Consider the following 25,400-nt stretch of genomic DNA (forward strand, 5'->3'; position numbering starts at 1 on the left):
TCTTTTAATTGAAAGGTTTTTTGGATAAAATGGTTCATGCGTAGATATTCTCCTTATGTTATTTGGTGGTACTTTTAATATAACGAATATCTGCGTCTTTTAGAAGACACAAAGATAGGGTTGATGACATTTTAATTTTTGTCATCAACCCTATTTATTGTAGAACCCGGTTTTTTGGGTACTTCTATTTTTAGTCAAAGACCACTTCATGAACTGCAGTTTCTTCAGCATTTTGAATTTCAATCATATTTACAACATTTTTTGTCGGGTTATGGTTTTCATCAAAGATAAAGTCGCCGGTAATTCCAGAGAATTCTTCAAGATTTTCAAGCGCTTCATTGACTGCAACTGGGTCATCACTACCTGCTTGTTCAATGGCACTCTTAAGCATATAAATTGTGTCGTAAGCTAGAGCAGCAAACATATCTGGATCTGAGTCAAATTGATCACGGTATTTTTCAACAAATTCGTATTCATCTTGAATAGGGTAAAGTGAAGCGTAGTAGACGTTATTCATATTCTCAGCGCCAGCCAATTCATAAATAATATCATTACCGAATCCATTAGAACCTAATATTGGAGCATCGATACCAAACTCGCGAGCTTGTTTAACAATTGGACCAGCAGTTTGATAAAAGGCTAGTATAGTAATTGCATCAAAATCTTGAGCAGCAATGTTTGAGATAATCGCACTAAAGTCATTCATCTCCGGTGTGAAAGTTTCAGTATGGACAATCTCTCCTTCATAACCTTCAACAAAATTATCATATAGCCCAGAACCATAATCACTTGAGTTATCATATAGAACGACCATCTTTTCTGCTTCCATATTTTCGTATCCAAATTTAGCAATCCCAGAACCCTGGAATGAATTTGGCCATGATGAACGGTATACGAAGGGCTGAACATTTCCATCGTCATCAAAGGTAATATCATTATTAGTCACTGATGGAGAAATTAATGGGATTTGATATTCATTTGCTGCTGGGATTGCTGCTTGCATTTGACTTGTTGTCGCAGGACCAATCATTGCAACAACATCATCTTGGGTTGCTAAACGAGTCGCAATCATGGCAGCTTCTGTATCATCTGATTTAGTGTCGTACTCAACGATATTAAAAGGACGACCCATCACTCCGCCATCTTCATTAATTTCTTCAACCGCCATCTTAATCGCGTTGGATTGTGTAATTCCGTATGCTGCTACGGCACCGGATAATTCATAAATAACACCTAGATTAATTGGATCTTCGTCCTGGGCAAAAGCTGTAAAGGTAGGTGTGAATGCACTAGTAGCAATGGTAGCAGTAGCAATAATTTTTGTAAGTTTTTTTCTAATTGAATTGAACATTTAAGTTCCTCCTAGTTTAATTTGGTAAATTGTGTATTTTAAAGTCATATATAAGTCCGATAAATCTGATAAGTCTGATAAGCTATCCACGTTTACCACCTCATTTATTTAGTAATAGTCAACAAAAAAAACGAGCCTGAGTTATTCAGGCTCGTCATGTGACATGAGCCCGTATTCACGAAGAATAGGACTCTAATCATTAATGATTAAAATCCTAAGGCATGTCTAATAATAAAGCTATATTTTGGATAGCAAAGCATCGCTGAATGTTAGATTGAATATTTGGGTTAGATTTTTGCATAATACTTTGCCTCCTTTTTGTTGATAAAGTAAGTGTATAATAATTAAAATTAAAAATCAACACTTATTTTAATCTTAATCTAATAAACCTGGCACATCACCGCCAAAGAATGGTAGATATAGTTTCCTATCTTCATAAAGGGAAAATTAATTAATTAAAAAAGTATTTATGAAACAGATTTCATCGCTGAATTAAAATCTTTTATGAAAACTTTAACTATATAAATTAAATAAAACTCAAGATAAAATTAAATTAATGAGTACAAATAAAAAAAAGAAATTGATTTAATCATAATCTAATTAAATTCGTTAAAAAAGTAATTGCTAAAAAATGATAATGCTATATAATAGTATTATGCGATGAGTCGAAAAGCGATCAGGTAGATTGCAAGGTGATATACTACTGACTAACATCAACGTCGGGAAGACGAGTATAGCAAGCTCTCTGCTGTGAACAGAGACTTCGATTAATTATATTAATTTCGCCGTTCGAATAAAACCACGAAGAATTAATTCTTCGTGGTTTTTTTGTGCCATAAACGAATTTAATTGTTAAGAAAATGTAAATTTTCATTTTTTGATTAAATAAAAATGAGATATAGGTTATAATGAAAATATGAACATTGTTAAATATATTTTATTACAAAATATTGTTACGGGAGTTAACAGAATGATACAGAAAAAAGCGCTTTCATGTTATAATAAAACTATAGTACTAGATGCTAATAAGGAGGGGATTAAATGAATAGTGAACTTGCCAAAGCTTCGAATTTTGAAAAGGATATTTATTTTTTCAATCAAGGAACCCATAGACAAGCCTATAAATTTTTAGGAAGTCAGCGGGTTGAAGACGGCAATAAGATTGGTTACCGATTTAATGTTTGGGCACCATACGCGAAACAAGTATTTATTCAAGGTGACTTTACAAATTGGAATTTGAAGGAATTAGAATATATTGATGGCGGCATTTGGTCAATATACTTTAATGAAGATTTAAAGGGGCAACATTATAAATATGGTATTGATAACGGTGTCGGACATATTGAATATAAGATGGATCCCTTTGCCTACCGACACGAGACGGCACCGAAAGATGCGTCAATTGTTTGGGATTTACCCGACTATGAGTGGAATGACTCAAGTTGGATTAAAAAACAGCGTGAGAAGAACATACTAGAAGAACCTTTACAAATTTATGAGGTGCATTTTAGTTCTTGGCGTCAACATACAGATGGAAGAAGTTATAGTTTCCAAGAACTTGCTGAAACATTAGTACCTTATGTGAAGAAGATGGGTTACACGCATATCGAGTTTATGCCATTAATGGATCACCCCTTAGACGCCTCTTGGGGTTATCAAATCACTGGATTTTATGCAGTGTGTGGACGATATGGAACGATTGATGAATTAAAAGAATTCGTCGATTACGCTCATCAAAACGGCATCGGCGTTCTTATAGATTGGGTTCCAGGACATTATTCACGAAATTCAAATGGGTTAGCATATTTTGATGGTACACCAACGTTTGAATACCAAGATTTGAATAAAGCGAATAATGTTGGCTGGGGAACACTTAATTTTGACTTAGGGAGAACTCAAGTTCAAAGCTTCTTAATGTCCAACGCATTATTCTGGTTAAAAGAGTTTCACATAGATGGCATTCGAGTGGATGCCGTATCTAATATGCTTTACTTAGATTTTGATGAAGGGCCGTGGACTCCAAATGAAGAAGGAACGAACATTAAGCTTGAAGGTGTTGATTTCTTACAGAAATTAAACACCGTTGTTCATGAAGAATGGCCCCAAGCAATCATGATGGCTGAGGAAAGTACTAATTGGAACGGCATCACAAAGAGTGTCGAGGAAGGTGGCCTTGGTTTTGACTTCAAATGGAACATGGGTTGGATGAATGATACGTTGAAATTCTTTGAGATGGATCCACTCTATCGGCCAAAAAATTTAACATTGATTACCTTTGTTTTCATGTATCAGTTAAATGAAAACTATATCCTACCATACTCACATGATGAAGTCGTACATGGTAAGAATTCTATGTTAGGTAAAATTCAAGGAGACCGCTACAATCAATTCGCAACATTGAGACTAATTCATGGTTATATGATGGCTCAACCTGGTAAAGTACTGCATTTCATGGGGAATGAAATTGGTCAATATTTAGAGTGGCGATACTATAACGAATTAGAATGGATTGATTTGGAAAGAGAATACAATAGTGAATATCAACACTACATGAGTACTTTAAACCATTTAGGTCTTAAAGAAAAATCACTGCATGAATTGGATCATTCCGTAGATGGGTTGACGGTATTAGATGCAGATAATTATGACGAAGGTGTTTTAACCTTTATTAGACATAGTAAAAAAACAAATGATTTTTTAATAATTATTTGTAACTTCGTTCCTGTACAAAGAGAAGATGTTCGCATTGGCGTTCCATTCGAGGGTACTTATGAAGTTTTATTAAATTCAGAAATGAAAGAATTCGGTGGTGCGTGGGTTGACCCGATAGCAGATTTAAAAACCGAAGCAATCGACACAAATGACCAACCGTTTTCGATTAAGACGATTATTCCTGCTACTTCAGTCCTTTACATCCGTCCCAAACGTATTTCAGGCGTAAAGAAATAGGAAAGGAGATAGAATATTGGTTAACATAGTTAAACCGTCTCGCCAACGATCAACAATATTCTAACTGTAAAATGAAACATGAAATGATAGCAATGATTTTAGCTGGTGGACAAGGAACTCGATTAGGAGTCCTGACGAAGAATATCGCTAAACCAGCCGTACCTTTTGGTGGAAAGTATCGAATTATTGATTTTGCTTTAAGTAATTGTGCTAACTCTGGAGTTAAAAACGTTGGGGTTGTTACGCAATACCAACCATTAGAGTTAAATGAACATATTGGAAAAGGTGCTTCTTGGGGCTTAAATAGTCGTGATGGTGGAGCAACCATACTACAACCTTACTCAAGTACAGATGGCGAAAAGTGGTTTAAAGGAACTGCGAACGCTATTTATCAAAACATAAGTTATATAGACTCTTTAAATCCTGACAACGTCTTAATTTTATCAGGAGACCATATTTACAAGATGGATTACAGTGAAATGTATAATTTCCACGTTGAGAATAATGCAAGTTTAACAGTTGGGGTTATCCCAGTTGATATGAGCGAAGCATCACGTTTCGGAATTATGAATACAGATCACAGTAACCGCATTATTGAATTCGAAGAAAAACCAGCAGAGCCAAAGAGCAACTTAGCTTCAATGGGAATTTATATCTTTGACTGGCCAACACTTCGTAGATATTTAGTGAAAGATTCAGCTAAAGACCGTGTATTAGAAGACTTTGGTCATGATGTTATCCCAACATATTTAGATAACGCTGAGAACTGTTTTGCTTATTCATTCGAAGGTTACTGGAAAGATGTAGGAACGATTGAAAGTCTATGGGAAGCGAATATGGGATATTTAAACCCTGATCATCCATTAAATGAAACGCGAAATTCTTGGAGAGTCTACACATCAAATAAAGTAACGGGTGCTCAGTTCTTAACTGAAGATGCAGAAATTTCGAATGTTTTAATTGTAGACGGAAGTTATGTAGCTGGTAAAGTGTCAGATTCAATTATTTCACAAGACGTAACCGTTTCTCATGGTACTACAGTATCAAATTCAGTCATTATGTCTGACGCTGTCATTGGAGAAAACTGTGAGATAGATTACGCAATCATTGGTGAAGGTGCAGTGATCGCAGACGGAGCGAAAGTTGTCGGAACAAGAGATGAAATTGCTGTAGTTGGATTTTATGATAAGGTAGGAGGCCCAAAGAATGATGGCGAAAAATAATATTTGTGCAATTATAAATTTAACAGAAGATACAACTCAACTAAAACCCTTAACAAACAATCGTCCTATCGCTGGATTACCATTCGCAGGACGTTACCGTATTATTGACTTTATGCTTTCAGACTTAGCGTATGCTAAGATTGAATCTGTCGGATTATTCATTGGTGAATCTGGTCGTTCTATTTATGACCACGTTCGTTCAGGAGCTGCTTGGGATTTACAATCTGAAGTAGCTGGAGGTATATTTACTTTTTCTCATCAAGATTGGAAGCGCAATAATCCAAATGCGCATGAATATGAAGATTTTTACTATAACCATCGTTTATTCTTAGAAAGATCAAAATCTGAGTATGTTTTTGTAGCAGGAAGTAAAATTATTGCTAATCTAGATATAATAGCAGTGAGAAAACAACATATTCAAAGCGGAAAAGACGTGACAGTTGTTTATAAACACTTTGATAAAAATCAAATTTCTGATCAAGAATTACTAGCTCATGGTATCGTCTTTGACGGTGATGACATCGAAAAATTCACAGATTATGTTACACCTTCAGAAGATGGAAAAGTAAATCTAAGTTTAAATATGTATTTATTAGGTGTTGATAAAATGCTTAGTATTATAGACAAAGCTACAGAAGAAGGAGTTTATCTAGAACTAAATGAATTGTTACAACATTATTCAACTACTTGTTCGTTGAATAGTTTTGAATATACAGGATACGCATCAAATATTGACACAATTGATAAATATTATAAAGCGAACATGGAGTTATTGAGTTTCCCGACATTCGCTTCATTATTCCAAACAAGTATTCCAATCTTAACAAAAACGAAACACGGTTCGCCTACTTATTATTCACCTGAATCTGAAGTAAGAGAATCATTTGTCGGAAGTGATACGTTTATCTCAGGAACAGTCAAACGCTCGGTTTTAAACCGTCGTGTTGTTGTTGAAAAAGACGCTATTGTTATGAACAGTATCCTTTTACAAGGAACTAAAGTCGGTGAAGGTGCGCAAATCGAGTATGCAATTCTTGATAAGAATACAACGGTAGAAGCAGGTGCCAAAATTATCGGATCACCTGACGATATAAAAGTAATCGGAAAAAACTCGCACATTTATGCTGACTAGGAGGGGAAAAATGAAGGTTTTATTTGCTTCAGCCGAAGCAGCACCATTTTTTAAGTCTGGAGGACTTGGAGATGTTGCCGCTGCACTACCTAAAGAATTAGTCAAACAAGGTGTTGATATTAGAGTAGTTTTACCAAACTATACTAAGATGCCAGAAAAATATAAGAGTCAACTAAAAGAACACTCACATTTCCGTTTTCAATTAGGGAATAAAAATGTTTATTGTGGTATAAAAACGTTATCACATGATAATGTGATGTATTATTTTATTGATAACTTAAGTAATTTTGATCGTCCGGATCTTTACGGAGAATGGGATGATGGAGAACGATTTGCATATTTCTCAACAGCAATAATTGAGATGATGGAAGTGGTTGACTTTATTCCAGATATTGTTCACTGTAATGATTGGCAAACAGCTATGATTCCAGTAATGCTGGTGGATAGATACCATTGGAAGGATGCATTGAAATCAATCCGTAAAGTTATTACTATTCATAATATTCGCTTCCAAGGAATATACGATCCTAGTATATTAACGAATGTCTTTGGGACAAGTTTTAATACTTTTACGGATGACGGTGTTAAATACCATGATTTAGTAAATTACTTAAAAGGTGGGATTAATTTCTCTGACCGTGTAACGACAGTTAGCCCAACTTATGCGAATGAAATTACGACACCTGAATTTGGTGAAGGATTAGACGATGTCATTCGTCATAATCGTTGGAAATTACGTGGGATTATTAATGGTATCGACTATGATTCAAATAATCCAGAAACTGATCCACTTATTCCACATCATTTTTCAATTGAAGACTTGTCAGGGAAAGCTAAGAATAAACTTGAACTTCAACGACGCTTAGGTTTACCAGAGAACCCGGATGTGCCAATCATTGGAATGGTAAGTCGTTTAACAGACCAAAAAGGCTTTCAGTTAATTGAAGAAAAATTAAATGACTTGCTTCAACAAGATGTCCAAGTTGTCCTACTTGGTACGGGTGAAGAGCAATTTGAAAACTCGTTTAGATATTTTGAAGACGTTTATCGCGATAAGATGCGTTCTTGCATTATGTTTGATGTTGAGCTAGCTCAAATGATTTATGCGAGTTCGGATATGTTCTTAATGCCAAGTGCGTTTGAACCTTGTGGTTTATCACAGATGATGGCCATGAGATATGGGACTTTACCAATCGTTCACGAAACTGGCGGCCTTGTAGATACTGTTCAGGCATATAATCAATTCACTGGTGAAGGGACGGGGTTCAGCTTCTCGCCTTTTAATGCTCAAACGATGATGGATGTAATTAATTTAGCCCTACTTATCTACCGCAATGATCAAGAAACTTGGAACCAGCTAGTAGAGCAAGCAATGAAGAGTGACTTTAGTTGGAAAGGCCCAGCTCAAGACTATATTAATTTATACGAAGAGTTACTCAATGAATAATTAATTAATAAAACTACTGGATAGCTTATGTGTATCCAGTAGTTTTTTGTTTTACATTAATTGCTTAGGCAATATCAATAGATATCAAATATCTTAAAAGACGTTTACCTATTAAAGATAGCGAATATTTCATTTATTTTTCACACTTATTGCTTATAATGTCCTTAAGTTAAATTAGTGTAAACTAACTTGTCATGCTGGAATTTATCTATATAATAAGTAAGGCTATCATTCCTTAGGCTGATAACAAATCAGTAGGATAATACTATATTAATTTATACAATAATAAAATGAAAGGAGGCAAACTATGGAAGAAAATAACAATCAACCAACGAAACCAACGAGAAAAAGTAATGCAACCTGGGATAAAGTAAAATCCATGTGGAAATATTACCGTGGTTGGAAGTGGTTAATCTTTATTGGCTTAACGTTTGCCTTACTGCTATCAAGTTATTCTGTTCTTATTGCTAAGACAACGAGTGTCGCTACCTTGCAAGAAGGACTTATGTCTCAAACAACTATTTATGCTTACGATGATACAAGTGCTGGAACTTTAATGGCTCAAAAAGGGACTTATGTTCCTTTAGAACAAATCTCGCCCCAGATGCGAGAGACGTTAGTGGCCGTTGAGGATAAACGCTTCTATGAACATAACGGTTTCGATACTATCGGGATCGGACGTGCGTTTGTTAGGTTATTAATCAATCGAGACACGAGTGGCGGTGGTGGGAGTACGATTACCCAACAACTTGTGAAGAATGCCTTCTTAACGCTCGATCAAACCTTCCAACGGAAGATTAAAGAACTCTTTCTATCTATAGAAGTTGAAAAGCACTATACAAAAGACCAGATTTTAGAAATGTATTTAAATAATTCCTACTATGGTAACGGAGTTTGGGGGATTGAAGATGCTTCTCAGAAATACTTTGGTCATCCAGCTTCGCAACTTAACTATAATGAAAGTATGGTCCTAACAGGAACTCTTAAGGGACCTTCAATATTTAACCCGATTGATGATTATGAAGCGGCGATTGAAAGACGGAATGTTGTAGCTCAATTGATGGCTTCAGATAATGTCATCACCCAAGAAGATGCTGATGCCATAATGGCTGAAGGAATATATCTTTATGATAATTACTATGTCGAGGATAGTTACACTTATCCGTATTACTTCGATGGTGTCATTAATGAAGTAGTGGAAGTGACTGATATTCCAGAAGATGATTTATTATCAAAAGGTTATAAAATTTATACGAATTTAAACCCTGCATATCAAAATGCCATAGACAGGTCATATGATAATACATGGATATTCCCAGATGATAGGACAGGAGAACCATTAGTTCAAAGTGCAAGTGTCGTTATTGATCCAAATACTGGTGGGATTATGGCAGTCTACGGCGGCCGAGGGGATTATGTCTATCGCGGCTTTAACCGCGCAACGGACATGTACCGCTTACCAGGATCAACACTTAAACCAATGGCTGTCTATGTACCCGCCCTTGAGAATGGTTACAATATGCATTCAATCGTTCCGGATGTCGTGGAAGGCCATGGTGCGAATGATTATGCGCCAAATAATTATAATAATTATACGGAACCGGGTGGCGAAACCGAATTATACTACGCCTTAGCGCAAAGTAAGAATACAACGGCTGTTCACTTAATGGATGATATTGGAATTAGTGAATCGGTCAGAAAATTAAGACAATTTGGTATTAATGTCCCGAAAGAAAATCAAGATTTATCCTTAGCACTTGGAGTTATTAATCCAGGGCTTTCACCACTACAAATAGCGAATGCTTATTCAGCCTTTGCTAATGAAGGTATTCGTTATGAAAGTAGTTTTATTCGTCGAATTGAAGATGCATCGGGACGAGTGGTCTACAACAATGAATCACCAACAAAACATATGGTAATGACTTCTAATGTCGCTGCAGATATGACAAGCATGATGTTAGATACTTATGGTGGATACGGGACCGGTTATGGATCCGGACCAGATTATGGTATGTTAGCTGGTAAAACCGGAAGCACCGAAGTAGCAGAAGGAAATATGGATACACGTGATCGATGGATGGTTGGTTACACACCAGACTTTGTCGTCGTGTCATGGTCAGGCTTAGACGAAGTAGACGTCGAAGGCCAACCGTCTTTAGATGAACTCATGCCAACTGGTATGGGTGCCTTATTCAATCTTCAGACAACGGCACTAATGAATCAATCACCGCAGACGCCTTTCGATGTCACTTATGCGTCACAAACTCAAGAGTCTACAAACATTGTGGAGAATGCGAATAATTGGCAAGAACAAGCAACGTACTTCTTGAATGATGCGGGTGAGTTTATTACTGAACACGGTGGGAATCTACTCAATGAGATAGGTAGAATTGGTTCGAATGTAGTTGAAGAAGTTTCGGGTTGGATAAATTAGTTTAATTTGTGTGGAAAACTAACTAATGTAACTTTCAAATTAATTCAGATTTATAACCGTTTCTGGTAGTAAAGAGAGTCTAATTTTGCTAATATTAAGATAGAAGTTAAAAAAGGAGAGAGAATATGACAGAAAATAATAATATTTATGATACTGCGAATCAATTGGAGCGCGACTTAAGAGCATTACCAGCATATAATGATTTAAAAGAATCAGTTGTTGCCATTGAAGCGAACGATGAGAGTCGTGAGTTATTCAAAGAATTCCGCGCGATTTCGCAACAATTACAACAGAAACAAATGCAAGGTGAAGCACCTACAGAAGAAGAGATTGCAAACATTCAAGCAATGTCTGTTAAAGTTCAAGAAGATGAGAACATTAACCGTTTAATGGCTAGTGAGCAACAAGTAAGCCAAACGATTAATGACATCAACCAAATTATTACGAAGCCATTAAATGAAGTTTATCAAAACATGAGCCAGTAATTATTTGCTGAACTTTATTGCCAGCTGGAAGTTTTCGAGACGATCGATGCTTTTGGCTGGTTTTCTTTACGTAAATTTTCTCTCTTATATAAAACTATTCAATGAAAGGAGCAAACAAGATGAAATTATTACACGTCAGCGATTTACACTTAGATAGTCCTTTTGCAGGGCTAGGTAATGATTCGCCTCAATTACAAAAAGAGTTAATCAATGCCCCGTTTAAAGCGTTTGAGCGCTGTGTAAGTATTGCGATTAATGAAGACGTTGATGTCATGCTAATTTCAGGTGATGTGTATAACAGCGAGCGGCAATCAATCGTCGCTCAGCATTTTTTTATGAAACAAATGGAACGCTTAGATAAAGTGGACATTCCTGTTGTACTTATACACGGTAATCATGATTATATTCGTCCAGATAAAGCACGCATGGTCTATCCCAACAATGTGCATGCTCTAGATTCCCGACAAGTATCAAGTTATGAATTCAATCTAGAGGATGGACGTTTAGTTCAAATTCATGGTTTCAGTTATACAACTAAATGGATTCACGAACGCGTGGTTAATGATTATCCAATGAATAACAACCCAGACGCTTTCAATATCGGGCTGTTACATGGAGCTTTAGAAGGTATTGAATCAGATTCAGGAAATTATGCTCCTTTTAGTATCGAGGAACTACTCTCAAAAAACTATGATTATTGGGCTTTAGGACATATTCATAAATCTGAAGTAATGAACCAAGAACCATTGATTCAATATGCTGGGACAATTCAAGGGCGTCATATTAATGAAACTGGCGATAAAGGGTGCTATATCGTTGAATTAGAGAAGGGTCAAAAAACGATAAATACGTTTTACTCTCTTGCTTCAATTGTTTGGGAAAATGCTAAATTAGAATGTCAATCTGATTGGCAAGCGAATGATATTATTGAAGAATTACAACAAATCAGGGCTAATTTTCAAGATGAAGCGAACGCAAATCAACAAACTTACTTTATTCATGTGGAGTTAACTCAAGCCCAAAGACTTGAACCTCAACTCCTTGAACAAATTCAAGATGGCGAATTTTTCCAAGTCTTAGACCAAGATTATCAGGAAAGTCCATTTGTACTCATTCATCGAATGACACCCAAATTAAATGTATCTTTAGATGTCTTCCATTTTGATCCAGGTTTGGAGGAAAGTTTTAATAAAGTGGTGGAAGAATTAGAAGGGGGCGACCGCTTTAAGACAGTCGTATCTGATTTGTATCAACATCCACTAATTAAACGTCACTTTAACTTAGAACATGATGAATCCTTACAGGAAGATATGATTTATTCTGCTCGACAATTAATAGCACAAATGATCGGGCTAGATAAAGAGACGGAGGATGAGACTCATGAGAATTAAAACATTAGATATCTATGGATATGGACGTTGGATTAACCAAAAGTTTGATATTAACGATGACATTCAATTGTTCTATGGCCGTAATGAGTCAGGTAAATCAACTTTACAATCATTTATTCGTTCGATTCTCTTCGGTTTTCCAAGTCGACGTAAAAAAGTAAACCAACCTAATCGTTATGAACCTAAGAATAGTGACGTATACGGTGGACGCATTCTGTTAACAGAAACAATCTATGGTGATGTTTGGATCGAAAGAACGGATAAAGAATTGAAACTTTATACAGATTCAGGCGAAGAATTAGCTATATCTAAACTGAATGAAATATTAGGTGGCTTAGACGAGTCATTATTTGATAACTTTTATGCTTTTAACTTAGCGAATTTACAAGAATTAGCGAATGTTGGTGCGGATCAGTTAAATGATTACTTTCTAAGTATTGGAACCCTTGGAAGCGATAAGTTCTTAAGCATCTCTAAGGATCTTGAGAAACAAACGGATGAATTATTCAAACCTAGGGGAGTTAAACCTGAACTAAACCGTCTGCTTAATGATTATGATCTTCTTTCTGAACAAGCCAATGAAGCTAAAAGAAACACGGGACGCTACAATGATTTAACTAGACGTCGGGACCAAATTGATGTTGTCATCAAAGAAACAAATCAACAACTCAATCAAGTTGAACAAGACATACGAGAAAAAGATAAACTCATCTCGCGTTATGACACTTACTTGAAACTCAAAGCGACAGAGAAAGCCTTACAGGGACTTGTATTTACGACTATTCCTGAGAACGCTCCAAAGAAATTGAAAGATAATGTGGACTCCATCCAAAACTTGGAGGAAGAGAATATAGCTTTAACAGAACGTATCTCTCACATTCAAAACGAATTAGGCCAGCTAACACGATTTAACTGGGCGAATAATCATGAACAAGACCGTAAGAAATGGCTAGCTCATACAGAGCAAATTAAAGAAGTTCAAACCAAATTTGAGCAAACGAATCAGCGTATTCACGAAACAAACGAATCTATGACTCAATTAGCGGTAAAAGGACAATTCTATCCAGAAAAGATTGAGAACAGCCAAGCATATGAAGAAAAAGTTGAAAAAGGTCTAATCATCCAAACTAAATTAATCGACAGCAATTCTGAAATTGAAACCATTCGAATTCAACGTAAGATGCTTTTAGAACAGAGAAAAAATCTGCAAAATAAAAGCGCAAACTTGCGTCAAAATGTGGCGAAGATTGAGAATCAGCGTGTAAATGAAGAAGAAATTCTAATTCAAAATACGCGATTATCAGAGTACTTTATCGGATTAACACTGTTAGTTGTTGGGCTTATTGTCGTATTCTTTAATTTAGTTAATGAAGCAAGCATGGCGAATATAATATTCTGGTTGGGTGTTTTTATGACCCTTATTGGAATTGCGTCAATGTCTTATGTGTTTATAAAACACCGTAACTTAATGAATGAGTTTAATAATAGTCCAGTCCTCGATCGAGCAAACCAGCTGAAAGAAGAAGAGAAACAAGTGAGTGAGCAAAGTCGTGAACTTGGTACAGAAATCAATGAAAAAGAAGATACAATTAATGAATTAGAAGAAGCGAAAGCAGAAATTGTAAAAGAACAAAATCATTGGTTAACTGAGATTGGTTTTTATCCAACAGCTGATCCAGAATGGATTCTAAAGACAAATCCAGTGAAAAGCTACTTCTCTGAGATGGAAAAACGCGAGACTTATGAGGCTGAATTGGCCAAATTAGCATCGCAAATTGAAGATTGGAAAGATGCAATCTCGCCACTTCTAGAACGATTCCCAGCCAAGGATGTAACTACCCGCGTGTTAATTCGTCACGTGGAAGAAGTCGAAGCGTCATTAATTCAAGCGCAACAAAGAGGGAATAGCTTGAAGGAGCGTTTAGTTGAAGCTAGAGAACGCATTGAGAAAAACAAAGGCAAAATTGACGCACGACAAGTTGAGATTCAAGACATCTATAATAAAACGGATGTTATAAATCGCTTAGAATTTGAACAACGAGTGTCAATTAACCAAGAAATTGAAGACTTAACGAATAAAAAAGAACTCTATAAAGAACAAATTACTGGCTACGAAGATGATTTAGCTTCGATTGAAAGTAAACAAAGTCTTAACGAGTCATTCCATGAATCAGAACGTGAGCATTCAATTCTGAAAGGGAAGTTAGATCCGAATATTCGTGAGAGAGCGAATCTCGTCGTGGAGATTCAACAACTTGAGCAAGACGGTACTTTCCAAGAATTATCACAACAACTTGAGAATAAAAAGACAGAAATTCTTGAAGTGATTCATGAATGGGGAACTAAACGTTTGGCAATGGATATGATTAATCAAACACTTCGTAAAGGTTTGGATAATCCAGTCAATGAAATGAATGATATTGCTGATCGTATCTTTAATATCTTAAGTTTCAGTCGCTATACACAAATTAAGATGAATAAGAAAGATATTAAAGTAAAACAATTTAGTGACGTCTTATTCTCACCACACGAATTATCACAAGGTACTTTGGAGCAATTATATGTTGCCTTAAGATTAGCCTTTGTCATTAGTGCTCAGAGAATGATTAAGATGCCAATCATCATTGACGATGCCTTTGTAAACTTTGATGAATTCCGCAAAACTAGCATGTATAAAGTGCTGCAAGATATTAGTGAAGACATACAAGTGCTATTCTTTACTTTTGACCAGCAAGCTAATGAAACATTCCATCCGAAATTTATTATTAATCTAGAGGAAATTAACTCAATTGATTTACCTAATGAGAACACTCAAGATTATAAAGAAGCTTTGGTTGAATCGTTAGAAGCAGCAAAGGAAGAAAAATCTGAATAACAGGTTGAATAAGATCAGTCCATATCTGAGTCTTTAAATAATAATGACTTCATTATTATTTAAGGGCTCGGATATTTTTTTATCCGTATAATATGATAGAATAAAAGAGTGATTATTATGTATATCTGTTTAACATAACTAGATGTTTTATATATACAAGGAGGTATATTGTGGCACAATTATTTGAAATTAAAAACGGAGAACAATTCGGTATTTTTGTTCTAATTAAAGCAGCGGATATTCGTACAGCGCGTAATGGGAAACCATTCATAGCCTTTCGATTCCAAGACCGTTCAGGTTCGATGGACGGTATGTTCTGGTCAGCAACTGAAGAAGAAGTGAACTTATACCAAGCAGGTAAAGTTGTTTTTCTGAGAGGTAAGAGAGATACATATCAAGGAACACCGCAAGTAAAGATTGAATCCATGCGCCTAGCAGAAGCGGGTGAGCCGGATGATCCAACGCTTTATGTAGAAAAAGTGAAGGTTAAACGTGAAGACTTGGAAGCAGAACTTGATGATGCGTTATTACTTATAACTGAACCAAACATTGCACGTGTCGTTCGTAAAATCATTCACCAAACGCAGGAAGACTTCTTTGTCCATCCAGCAGCCAAACGATTACACCATGCCATGGCAGGTGGACTAAGCTTCCATACATTATCAATGGTTAAAATCGCACGTAATTTATTAACGATTTATCCACAACTGAATCCAAGTTTATTAATTGGAGGAATCATCCTTCATGATATTGGTAAAACTGTTGAATTAAGTGGAGCCATCTCAACAGAGTATACCCTTAAAGGGAAGATGATGGGACACATCGTCATTATCTCAGAGATGATTGACCGTGCGTGTGCTGAAATTGGCGTTGATCCTGAGAACGAGTCAATCTTATTACTGAAACATGTGGTATTAGCTCACCATGGTAAAATGGAATTTGGTAGTCCTGTATTACCACAATTACTAGAAGCAGAGTTAATTCACTATATTGACGATATGGACGCTAAAATCAACATGATTACTGAAGTCCTAGATAAGACTGAGCCAGGCGAATTTACATCACAAATCTTTGCACTAGACCGCCGTCAAATCTATAAACCTAAATTCCAAAAATAATCTAAAGAGAAAAGAGAGATAATATGGATTCACATAAAGACGAACATGCACATGAACATGGCCATGATCACAATCACGACCACCATCATCACTCTGAATTAGATCATTTAACACATAATCATGGTATAGACATTGTATTACAAGGTGAGTTAAATGCTAATATTGAGCGAGTTTGGGAAGTGTTAACATCGAATGAATACGTCAAACAATGGTTCCCTGAACTTGAATTTGAATCACTCAAAGCTGGCGGAAACTTGATGTTTAATTCAGGCGACATGCATATAGATATGATGATTTATGACGTTGAAGTGCCGTCTCACTTGTCATTTGAATGGGGAGAAGGAAACATTGTAACCTTTGACCTTGTTAGCAATGACGACTTAACGACGCAACTGAATTATACTCAATGGATTCATCATATTGATGAAGAACATAGTCCGAAAGATGTGACGGGTTGGTTAATTTGTATGCAAAAAATTTCTGCGATTATTGATAACAAACCTATTCCAGACACAATGGAGTTATACAATGAGTATTACGATGAAGTAGAACAGTTGATAAAAAAACAAACGTCGGCTGAGTTTGAATAGAGATTATTTAAGAAGTGTTGTAGCTTTTGCACAACACTTCTTTTTGTGACTATATTTATGAACAACTGTGTAGAGGAAAATTAGAGTTCTATGATATACTAAGAATAGTCTCGCTGAAACACAGCGTAAGTTAAATTAGAACGGAGAATCATGATGGAAAAGTCAAATTCGCAAAGTTTATACCAAGCATTATGGAATTCAGCTGATATATTAAGATCAAAAATGGATGCCAATGAATACAAATCATACTTATTGGGGCTGGTCTTTTATAAGTATTTATCTGATAGAATGTTGGTACATTCTACAGAGTTACTAGAAGAAGAGTCACATGATTTAGAAAAAGCTCAGTTGATTTATGCCAATGCTTATAGAGATGCAGATACTCATGAAGATTTAAGGGAAGCATTGAAAGATGATATTGCCTATGACATTAAACCAGAGCTAACTTTCTCTGCACTTATTGATGAAATTAACAATAATACATTCCAACGAGAGCATCTACAACAAGGGTTAAGAGACATTGAACAGTCAAATCCTATCTTTGAGGACTTATTTGAAGATATTGATTTAAACTCAAGAAAGCTAGGACCTAATCCTCAGAAACAAAACCAAACAATTTCACAATTAATGAAAGAACTTGCTGATTTAAATCTTGTTGATTATGACGGAGATGCGCTTGGAGATGCTTATGAATACCTTATTGGTCAGTTCGCTTCAGAATCAGGGAAGAAAGCGGGAGAATTCTATACACCGCAACAAGTAGCTAGATTAATGACACAAATTGTATTAATGGATAAAGAGGATCAAAAGGGATTCACAATTTATGACCCAACTATGGGATCGGGATCGCTTCTTCTAAACGCACAACGCTATTCCAATGAACCATTAAGTGTCCGCTATTTTGGACAAGAATTAAACACTTCTACCTATAACTTAGCACGTATGAATATGTTTCTTCATAGAGTTCCTATCGAGAATCAGAAGTTACGTAATGGTGATACACTTGATGAGGATTGGCCAATAGATGAGCCAACTAACTTCCAAGGTGTATTAATGAACCCACCATACTCAGCAAAATGGTCAGCATCTAAAGGCTTTTTAGATGACCCAAGATTCTCTTCATTTGGGGTATTACCAACGAAATCTAAGGCAGACTTTGCATTCTTACTACATGGTTATTATCATTTACGTAATGATGGAGTTATGGCAATTGTACTTCCACATGGCGTATTATTCCGTGGTGCATCTGAAGGGAAGATACGTAAAGCTCTATTAGAGAACGGAGCTATTGACGCGGTGATTGGTTTACCCGCTAATATTTTTGTGAATACAAGTATCCCAACCACAATCATTATCCTAAAGAAAAACAGAGTAAACCGTGATGTGATGTTCATTGATGCATCAAATGAATTCACGAAAGAGAAAAATCAAAATATCTTAACTGAAGAAAACATTGAAAAGATACTTGAAACTTATAAGAAGCGCGAATTTGTAGATAAGTATGCTTATTTAGCACCTTATGATGAGATTGTAGAGAATGACTATAATTTAAATATCCCACGTTATGTAGATACTTTTGAAGAACCAGAACCCATTGATGTGGTTCAATTGAGTAAAGATATTCGCGAAATTGATGCTGAAATTGAGCAAACTGAGAAAGAATTACTTTCAATGATTGATGACTTTCAAGTGACGGATGAAACACGAGATATCATTCAAGCGATGAAAGAGGTGTTTCAATAATGGCTAAGGAAGAAAGAAGACAACCGGAACTTAGATTTAAAGGATTTACGGCTGATTGGGAACAGCGAGAATTTAAAGAAATTGTTAAAAGAGTGAGCAAAACATCAAATTCAAATCAATTACCAAAGGTTGAGTTTCAAGATATAGTCGCTGGACAAGGTAGATTAGATAGTAATTTTATAGAAATTTATGATGACAGAAAAGGAATTGTATTTAGACCTGGAAATATTCTTTACGGGAAATTACGTCCATATTTAAAAAACTGGTTATTAGTAGATTTTAAGGGAAAAGCTATAGGTGATTTTTGGGTATTTGAAGAAAATAACTCAAACTCAAGGTTTATATATTATTTAATACAAACAAATCATTATCAAAGAATAGCTAATGATACTTCTGGAACAAAAATGCCTCGTTCGGACTGGAACAAAGTATCAAATTCCTCTTTTTTTATTCCAACTACAAATGAGCAAGAATTAATTGGTCAATTGTTTAAGTTAATTGATTATACTCTCACACTTCATCAGCGAAAATTGAAAAAACTAAAAACATTAAAAAAAGCTTACCTGCAGCAAATGTTCCCTGAAAAAACTCAAAATATTCCAAAATTAAGATTTAAATCTTTCTCGGACGAATGGAAACAGCGTGAATTATCTACTATGACTAAATATAAGAATGGTAAAGGATATGAAGATATCCAAGCAGAGTCAGGTGAGTTAGAATTAATAAATTTAAATTCAATTAGTCTTGATGGTGGTTTGAAATATTCAGGCAAGTATGTGGCAGAAGCAAAAGATACTCTTCATAAAAATGATATAGTGATGATTTTAAGCGATATTGGACATGGTAATTTACTTGGTAGAGTTGCATTAATTCCTGAAGATAATAGATTTGTACTTAATCAGCGGGTTGCACGCTTGCGACCAAATGAGACGGTAAATCCAGAATTTTTATTCACATACATCAATACACATCAATCCTATTTTAAATCCCAAGGAGCAGGAATGTCACAACTAAATCTTTCGAAAAGTTCTGTAGAAAATTTTAAAAACTATGTTCCATTATTATTAGAACAACAAAAGATTGGCACCTTTTTCAAACACCTTGATGAACTTACCACTCTTCAAAAAGAAAAATTAACAGAATTTCAAAAAATTAAAAAATCATTACTAAATAATTTATTTGTTTGATTAAAACAATCTTTCCTTGATAATCAGAATTAGGATTTTTCCTAATATATTCAAGGAGGTTTCATTTTGGTAAAGAATAGAAAAACAAACCAATTATTTTCAGTCTATTTTAAAGATTGGGTGGCGCTATACAAGGAAGCTGCAGTGAGGCAAGTTACTCTTCAAAAATATTATATTAATCAAAGGAGAATTGAAGAATTAGCACCAAATTTAAAAATGGGAGAACTAACGCGAACTTCGTATCAACAATTGTTGAATGATTATGCATTAACACATGAAAGACAAACTACAATGGATTTCCACCACCAACTCAAAGGTGCAATATTAGATGCTGTAGATGAAGGTATATTACCCTATAATCCAACTCGTAAAGTAATAATTAAAGGCAAAGAACCTAGAACCAAAAAAATAAAATATTTAAATCAATTTGAAGTTCAATCTTTAATCAAAGAATTTGAATTAACAAGTGAAATTAATTGGGACTGGTTCTTTCTTTTAATTTTAAAGACAGGATTACGTTTTTCAGAGGCATTAGCACTAACACCAAAAGATTTTGATTTTTCTACTCAAAAATTAAAAGTAGACAAAACATGGGATTATAAATCACCTAAAGGAAAATATTTGCCAACAAAAAATCCATCATCAGTAAGAACAATTCAATTAGATTGGCAAACAGCGATGCAATTTTCTCAGCTAGTACGTAATATACCTTCTGATCAATTGATATTTGTAAGTGAGAGAATCTTTAACACTACGATTAACAAGAAACTTTCGAAACTATGTAATGATGCTGGGGTTCCAGAAATAACTATTCATAGTTTACGTCATACACATGCTTCCTTGCTATTTTATGCCGAAGTATCCATTGCATCAGTTGCTAGAAGGTTGGGTCATTCTAGCATGACAACTACACAAGAAACTTATTTACATATCATTCATGAATTAGAGAATCAGGATAATGATAAAATTATGCGTCATTTATCGATGCTTATATAAAAAAACACAAATTATGCTTTTTAATGGTTTTAAAATAAAAGGGTTGATGGCAAAAAATAGAATTGTCATCAACCCTTTTTGATAAAGAATCTTCTAAATGAACATTTTACTTAACAAAGAGGTTTTAATTTTTTCAAGTCTTGATAATTTATTCTCATACTGTAATAGAATTTGATCTATTTTTACAATAAAGTTTGCGATATTTTTTTGTTCACTATAGTCAGGAACATTGATATTTATTTCTTTTAAGCTTGGAAATTTTAAATTCCATGTATCTGAGGTCAAGCCTTGAGAGTATTTTTGAAAATTTTGAATCATATTAATATTTTTAAAATAATATGAAAAAAATAAAGAATGAACATCATTTTTAGGTGTAATAACAGTATATGCCGGGCTTAGAATACCACTATATTTTGAAAAGCCACTAGCTCCTTGCCACATACGCATTGAATTGTAAGCAATATCACCTACCTCAACTCTTTTATAATTTGACTTATTACTACTTGAGTTATCTTTCCTATTTAGTTCATGTGCTTTTACTACGCCAGAGTTTATGGTAACAGAAATTAATTCACCTTCAGCACCACGCTGTTTTCTTTCTATGAAAATATCACCTATCACTCTTTTTTTCCAATCATTTGAAAAATTTGAAAATCTCAGTTTAGGAACACTATGATTTTTTTCAGGAAATATTTGTTGTAGATAGGCTTCCTTTAAATCTTTTAATATATCAAACTTACGCTGATGAAGAACTATTGCATTATCTATGCGAAATAATATTGAAGCAATTTTTTCCTGCTCTTTATACGATGGTATGTATCCTTTAAACTTCATAAGATTAATTACAGATATGCCAAATACTTTCATACCAGTACCGGTTTTGTAGCCATATTTTCTAAATGTAGTTGATTTAAATAAGTTGTATAAAAACAAAGGATATATTTCAGTCGGTCTGAGGGCAATAGTATGTAAACCAGCAACTATATTTGATATAGGCTCATCAATAATAATTGATGGGGTAGCAATTCCTTGATAATCTTCAGAAGCATCAGCAAGGATTATATCGCCCTTTCTTAATGTTTCATAATCACCCGGAACTATATTCGGTAAATTGGTCTCATTTGTAATTTTGTCTGCAACTTTTGTGTGAATATCACCATAGTGAACATATTTAGTACCTGTATAGTTTGGTGTTTCTACACTTCGAGAGAGTGAATAAGATTTTACTCTTTCTACTATGTCAGAAAGTTCTCGCTGTTCCCACGTTTAATTTTAGTTAGCCCGGTATAACTAAAATATTTTCCAAAAAAATATGTTTCCTTTGATAGAGCGAAAATACTACTCTTAAATACTATTTTAATGAGCTTTCCATGCTATAATGGGATAAATTAGACTATTAATAAAGAATGAGGGAGAGCTATGCCGTCTTTTACTAGTGAAGCAGAATTTGAAAAAAATATAATAAATCAATTGATTCAAGGAGAGTCACAGTGGACTTATCGTAATGATTTAAAGACTGAGGATCAATTATGGGACAATTTCAGGCAAATTTTGGAAGCGAATAATGTAAGCGTTCTGGATGGTGTTCCATTAACTGACCAAGAATTTGAACAAGTTAAAGCAGAATTAAACTTTAGCTCTTTTTATGCTGCTGCAGTTTGGTTAACAGGAGAGAATGGTGTTGCTAAGGCAACAGTTCAACGAGAAGATGCTAGCAAGGGAACCATAATATTGCAAGTCATTCGTCGCCAAGATATTGCAGGTGGTACATCTGTCTATGAGGTGATTAATCAGTATCGGACTACTCAAGTGAGTCCTGTTGATCGTCAAAGGATTTTTGATGTAACTTTATTAATTAATGGGCTACCTATGATTCATATTGAATTGAAAAACAAATCAGATGGGTATATGTCTGCTTATGAACAAATTAATAAGTACTTAAACGAAGGTAAGTTTAATGGAATTTATTCAACGACTCAGATGTTTGTCGTTACAAATGGTTCCGACACACGGTACATTGCAGCAGGTCGAGGAGAAAAACTTAATTCTAAGTTCCTTACAAATTGGGTTGATAAGGATAATAAACGAGTGAATAATTATTTAGAATTTACTGAACACGTTCTATCTATTCCTCATGCGCATAAATTAGTTACACAGTTTACTGTAATAGATAACGAAAAGAAATCATTAATTTTACTGAGACCTTATCAAATTCATGCCATCGAAGCAGTGGAAAGGGCATCTAGAAGAAGAGAGTCAGGTTATGTTTGGCATACGACTGGATCAGGAAAGACTTTGACTTCTTATAAGGTAGCGAGAAACTTACTTCAAATACCTTCAATAGATAAGACAATATTTATCGTTGATAGAATAGATCTTGATCAACAAACGACGGCATCTTTTACGTCTTATGCAGAGAATGATGTTATTGATATAGATCAGACTGATAATGTCTCTGATTTAGTAAAAAAACTAGTTTCAAATGATAGAACACTTATAGTGACGACCATTCAAAAATTGAATTATGTTATGAAAAGATATGGAGATAACGAAAACAATCGGAATTATAAAAAGTTACAATCATTGAATGTAGCCTTTGTAGTAGATGAATGTCATAGGGCGGTCTCACCAGAAAAACAACAGGAGATTAATAAGTTCTTTCCTTATGCTCTTTGGTATGGTTTTACAGGAACACCACTTTTTGTAGAGAATGCTCGTCAAGAACAGGGAAATTTAGCACGAACTACTGAAGAACAATATGGCCCTAGATTACATGAATATACAGTCAAAGAAGCAATTAATGATAATGCTGTACTTGGGTTTCAAGTAGAGTACAACAATACTATTAGTGATGATGATTTAATAGATATTGTTAAACATGAAGCAAAAGTCGATAGTGTATTACATATGGATGAGGTTCAGAAAGAAAAATATATACCCACACAAATTTATTGTTCTGATGAACATAAATTAGAGGTGATTGATACAATTATTAATCATTCAAAAAATAAATTTAACCTGGATCAAGGAATCGGAAATACTTACAGTGCAATATTGACGACGAGTTCTATTAAAGAAGCTCAACGATATTATGATTTATTTAGAGAAGTCATCGAGAGCAGAAGTTCAGTTGTTATTTCTGACAAAGTGAAAAAAGCAGTGGTTGACTTTCCTAAAGTGAGTGTCACTTATTCAGTAACAGAAACTGAGGAGAGTTCATTTGAGAACCAAAGTCATTTAAAAGGTGTCATAGAGGATTATAACAAGATGTACAATACGAATTATGATTTAAGTAATCTTCGAGGATTCAATAGAAATTTAAATGATAGATTAGCTCGGAAAAAGGAAATATATAAATATAGAGAAGAACAAATTGATATTGTTATAGTTGTTGATCGACTATTAACTGGGTTCGATGCGCCTTCTTTAGCATTACTTTTTGTCGATAGACAACCGATGAGACCACAAGGTCTGATCCAAGCTTTTTCTAGAACCAACCGTATTTATGACCATACTAAACAATACGGACAAATCATGACATTCCAATCACCAGCTACATTTAAAGAGGCAGTTCAAGAAGCTTTTCTCTTGTATTCTAATGGAGGCGAAAATGCTATTCAAGCTCCAGATTGGGATGAAGCGTTTAGTAAATTCACTTTTGCTTTAGAGGAGTTAAGATTTATAGCTCCCAATCCAGATAATATTGATATGAATGATGAGACAGAAGCACTAAAGCTCTTTGTGAAAAACTATCAACAATTTGATAAAACGTTCAGTGCAATCAAAGCATACTCTAATTATGATGAATATTACTTTAGAGAAGAATTCGGATTAAAAGTAGAGTTGATTGAAGATTACCACGGTAAATACGAAAATGCATTGCAAGAAATTAAAGAACGGATTGGCGAGAATGATGTAGAAGAAATATTATTCGATATTGACTATAAATTATCATCAATTGGAACGGATAAGATTGATTACGAGTATCTTATTCTACTCATTCAAAACTTATCGAATGAAAGATACAATCAAAAAGATGATAAACCAAGTAAAAAGAGAGTTAATGAAATTGAAAAGTATATTTCTGACTTTAAACAAACAAATCCAAAATTAGCTGTCATTATTGACGATATCTGGAATGAAATTCAACATTTACCAAAAGAAGAATTGAAAAACTTAGATGTATCTCAAAAACTTCAGTTAAAGATTGAAGAAAAGATAGATACGATTGAAAAGAAGATTACTAAAGAATATTTCTTAAATAAGGAAGATTTCGCTTTCTTAGTAGAAAACTATAACCCAGCTAAGAAAAAACAAATCGGTGAGACAGAATTAAAAAGAAGTGCTGATTATAATGCCTATAAAGAAAACACTGAAAATGGAGTTAATCGATTGAAATTCTGGAAACATGTAAAGAATGAATTTACAGACGTTATTGAAGAAGAGATACTACCATTAAACTGGCGTTAGTATATTAAA

16 protein-coding genes and 1 pseudogene are annotated in these 25,400 nt (G+C 34.6%); 14 read left to right on the plus strand and 3 right to left on the minus strand.

Features of this window, described 5'->3' with window-relative positions; all coding sequences use genetic code 11:
• Positions 1-190 precede the first annotated feature (190 nt).
• Positions 191-1,351: an ABC transporter substrate-binding protein gene (locus tag FEZ33_RS03295; protein WP_138403975.1), complete on the minus strand. Its 1,161-nt coding sequence runs from the start codon at positions 1,349-1,351 to the stop codon at positions 191-193.
• Positions 1,352-2,392: 1,041 nt separating this feature from the next.
• Here FEZ33_RS03295 and glgB point away from each other — a divergent pair.
• From glgB to FEZ33_RS03360, 13 genes are all read left to right on the plus strand, one after another.
• Positions 2,393-4,300 carry a 1,4-alpha-glucan branching protein GlgB gene (gene glgB / locus FEZ33_RS03300; RefSeq protein ID WP_138403976.1) on the plus strand — a complete coding sequence of 636 codons (1,908 nt, stop codon included), beginning with the start codon at positions 2,393-2,395 and terminating at the stop codon, positions 4,298-4,300.
• 71 nt (positions 4,301-4,371) lie between these two features.
• On the plus strand, positions 4,372-5,523 hold the full coding sequence (locus FEZ33_RS03305) for a glucose-1-phosphate adenylyltransferase (RefSeq protein WP_138403977.1): 1,152 nt from the start codon (positions 4,372-4,374) through the stop codon (positions 5,521-5,523).
• Positions 5,507-6,655 carry a glucose-1-phosphate adenylyltransferase subunit GlgD gene (glgD, locus tag FEZ33_RS03310; protein ID WP_235888758.1) on the plus strand — a complete coding sequence of 383 codons (1,149 nt, stop codon included), beginning with the start codon at positions 5,507-5,509 and terminating at the stop codon, positions 6,653-6,655. The genes FEZ33_RS03305 and glgD overlap by 17 nt, the downstream gene beginning before the upstream one ends.
• A gap of 10 nt (positions 6,656-6,665) precedes the next feature.
• Complete coding sequence (gene glgA, locus FEZ33_RS03315; protein ID WP_138403978.1) at positions 6,666-8,102, plus strand: glycogen synthase GlgA; 1,437 nt, start codon at positions 6,666-6,668, stop codon at positions 8,100-8,102.
• Between the two features lie 307 nt (positions 8,103-8,409).
• Positions 8,410-10,536: a transglycosylase domain-containing protein gene (locus FEZ33_RS03320; protein WP_138403979.1), complete on the plus strand. Its 2,127-nt coding sequence runs from the start codon at positions 8,410-8,412 to the stop codon at positions 10,534-10,536.
• Positions 10,537-10,661: 125 nt separating this feature from the next.
• The gene (locus tag FEZ33_RS03325) at positions 10,662-11,021 is read left to right on the plus strand and encodes a YlbF/YmcA family competence regulator (protein WP_138403980.1); all 360 of its coding nucleotides are present in this window, start codon (positions 10,662-10,664) and stop codon (positions 11,019-11,021) included.
• Between the two features lie 119 nt (positions 11,022-11,140).
• Positions 11,141-12,412 carry a metallophosphoesterase family protein gene (locus tag FEZ33_RS03330; RefSeq protein ID WP_171031265.1) on the plus strand — a complete coding sequence of 424 codons (1,272 nt, stop codon included), beginning with the start codon at positions 11,141-11,143 and terminating at the stop codon, positions 12,410-12,412.
• On the plus strand, positions 12,402-15,287 hold the full coding sequence (locus FEZ33_RS03335) for an ATP-binding protein (RefSeq protein WP_171031266.1): 2,886 nt from the start codon (positions 12,402-12,404) through the stop codon (positions 15,285-15,287). The genes FEZ33_RS03330 and FEZ33_RS03335 overlap by 11 nt, the downstream gene beginning before the upstream one ends.
• Before the next feature lie 170 nt (positions 15,288-15,457).
• Positions 15,458-16,405 (plus strand): 3'-5' exoribonuclease YhaM family protein, encoded by a 948-nt coding sequence (locus tag FEZ33_RS03340; protein ID WP_138403983.1) that lies wholly within the window; start codon positions 15,458-15,460, stop codon positions 16,403-16,405.
• Between the two features lie 23 nt (positions 16,406-16,428).
• Positions 16,429-16,995, plus strand: coding sequence for an SRPBCC domain-containing protein (locus FEZ33_RS03345; RefSeq protein ID WP_138403984.1), 567 nt, complete (start codon positions 16,429-16,431; stop codon positions 16,993-16,995).
• Between the two features lie 150 nt (positions 16,996-17,145).
• On the plus strand, positions 17,146-18,738 hold the full coding sequence (locus FEZ33_RS03350) for a type I restriction-modification system subunit M (RefSeq protein WP_438943002.1): 1,593 nt from the start codon (positions 17,146-17,148) through the stop codon (positions 18,736-18,738).
• Positions 18,738-19,925, plus strand: a complete 1,188-nt coding sequence (locus FEZ33_RS12565; RefSeq protein WP_212746662.1) for a restriction endonuclease subunit S — start codon at positions 18,738-18,740, stop codon at positions 19,923-19,925. Before FEZ33_RS03350 ends, FEZ33_RS12565 begins: the two co-directional genes overlap by 1 nt.
• A 66-nt stretch (positions 19,926-19,991) precedes the next feature.
• Positions 19,992-20,921, plus strand: a complete 930-nt coding sequence (locus tag FEZ33_RS03360) for a site-specific integrase (RefSeq protein ID WP_138403986.1) — start codon at positions 19,992-19,994, stop codon at positions 20,919-20,921.
• A gap of 93 nt (positions 20,922-21,014) precedes the next feature.
• Here FEZ33_RS03360 and FEZ33_RS12840 read toward each other — a convergent pair whose 3' ends face one another.
• Both FEZ33_RS12840 and FEZ33_RS12845 read right to left on the minus strand, forming a co-directional pair.
• Positions 21,015-21,689, minus strand: a complete 675-nt coding sequence (locus tag FEZ33_RS12840) for a restriction endonuclease subunit S (protein ID WP_268951493.1) — start codon at positions 21,687-21,689, stop codon at positions 21,015-21,017.
• A pseudogene (locus FEZ33_RS12845) lies at positions 21,669-22,175 on the minus strand (restriction endonuclease subunit S); the annotation flags it as partial. The gene FEZ33_RS12840 and the pseudogene FEZ33_RS12845, both read right to left, overlap by 21 nt.
• Before the next feature lie 165 nt (positions 22,176-22,340).
• Here FEZ33_RS12845 and FEZ33_RS03370 point away from each other — a divergent pair.
• A complete protein-coding gene (locus FEZ33_RS03370) occupies positions 22,341-25,391 on the plus strand; it encodes a type I restriction endonuclease subunit R (RefSeq protein WP_138403988.1) in 3,051 nt (1,016 codons plus the stop codon).
• Positions 25,392-25,400 lie beyond the last annotated feature (9 nt).

Source organism: Ruoffia tabacinasalis (assembly GCF_005864045.1).
Taxonomy (GTDB): Bacteria; Bacillota; Bacilli; order Lactobacillales; family Aerococcaceae; genus Ruoffia; species Ruoffia tabacinasalis.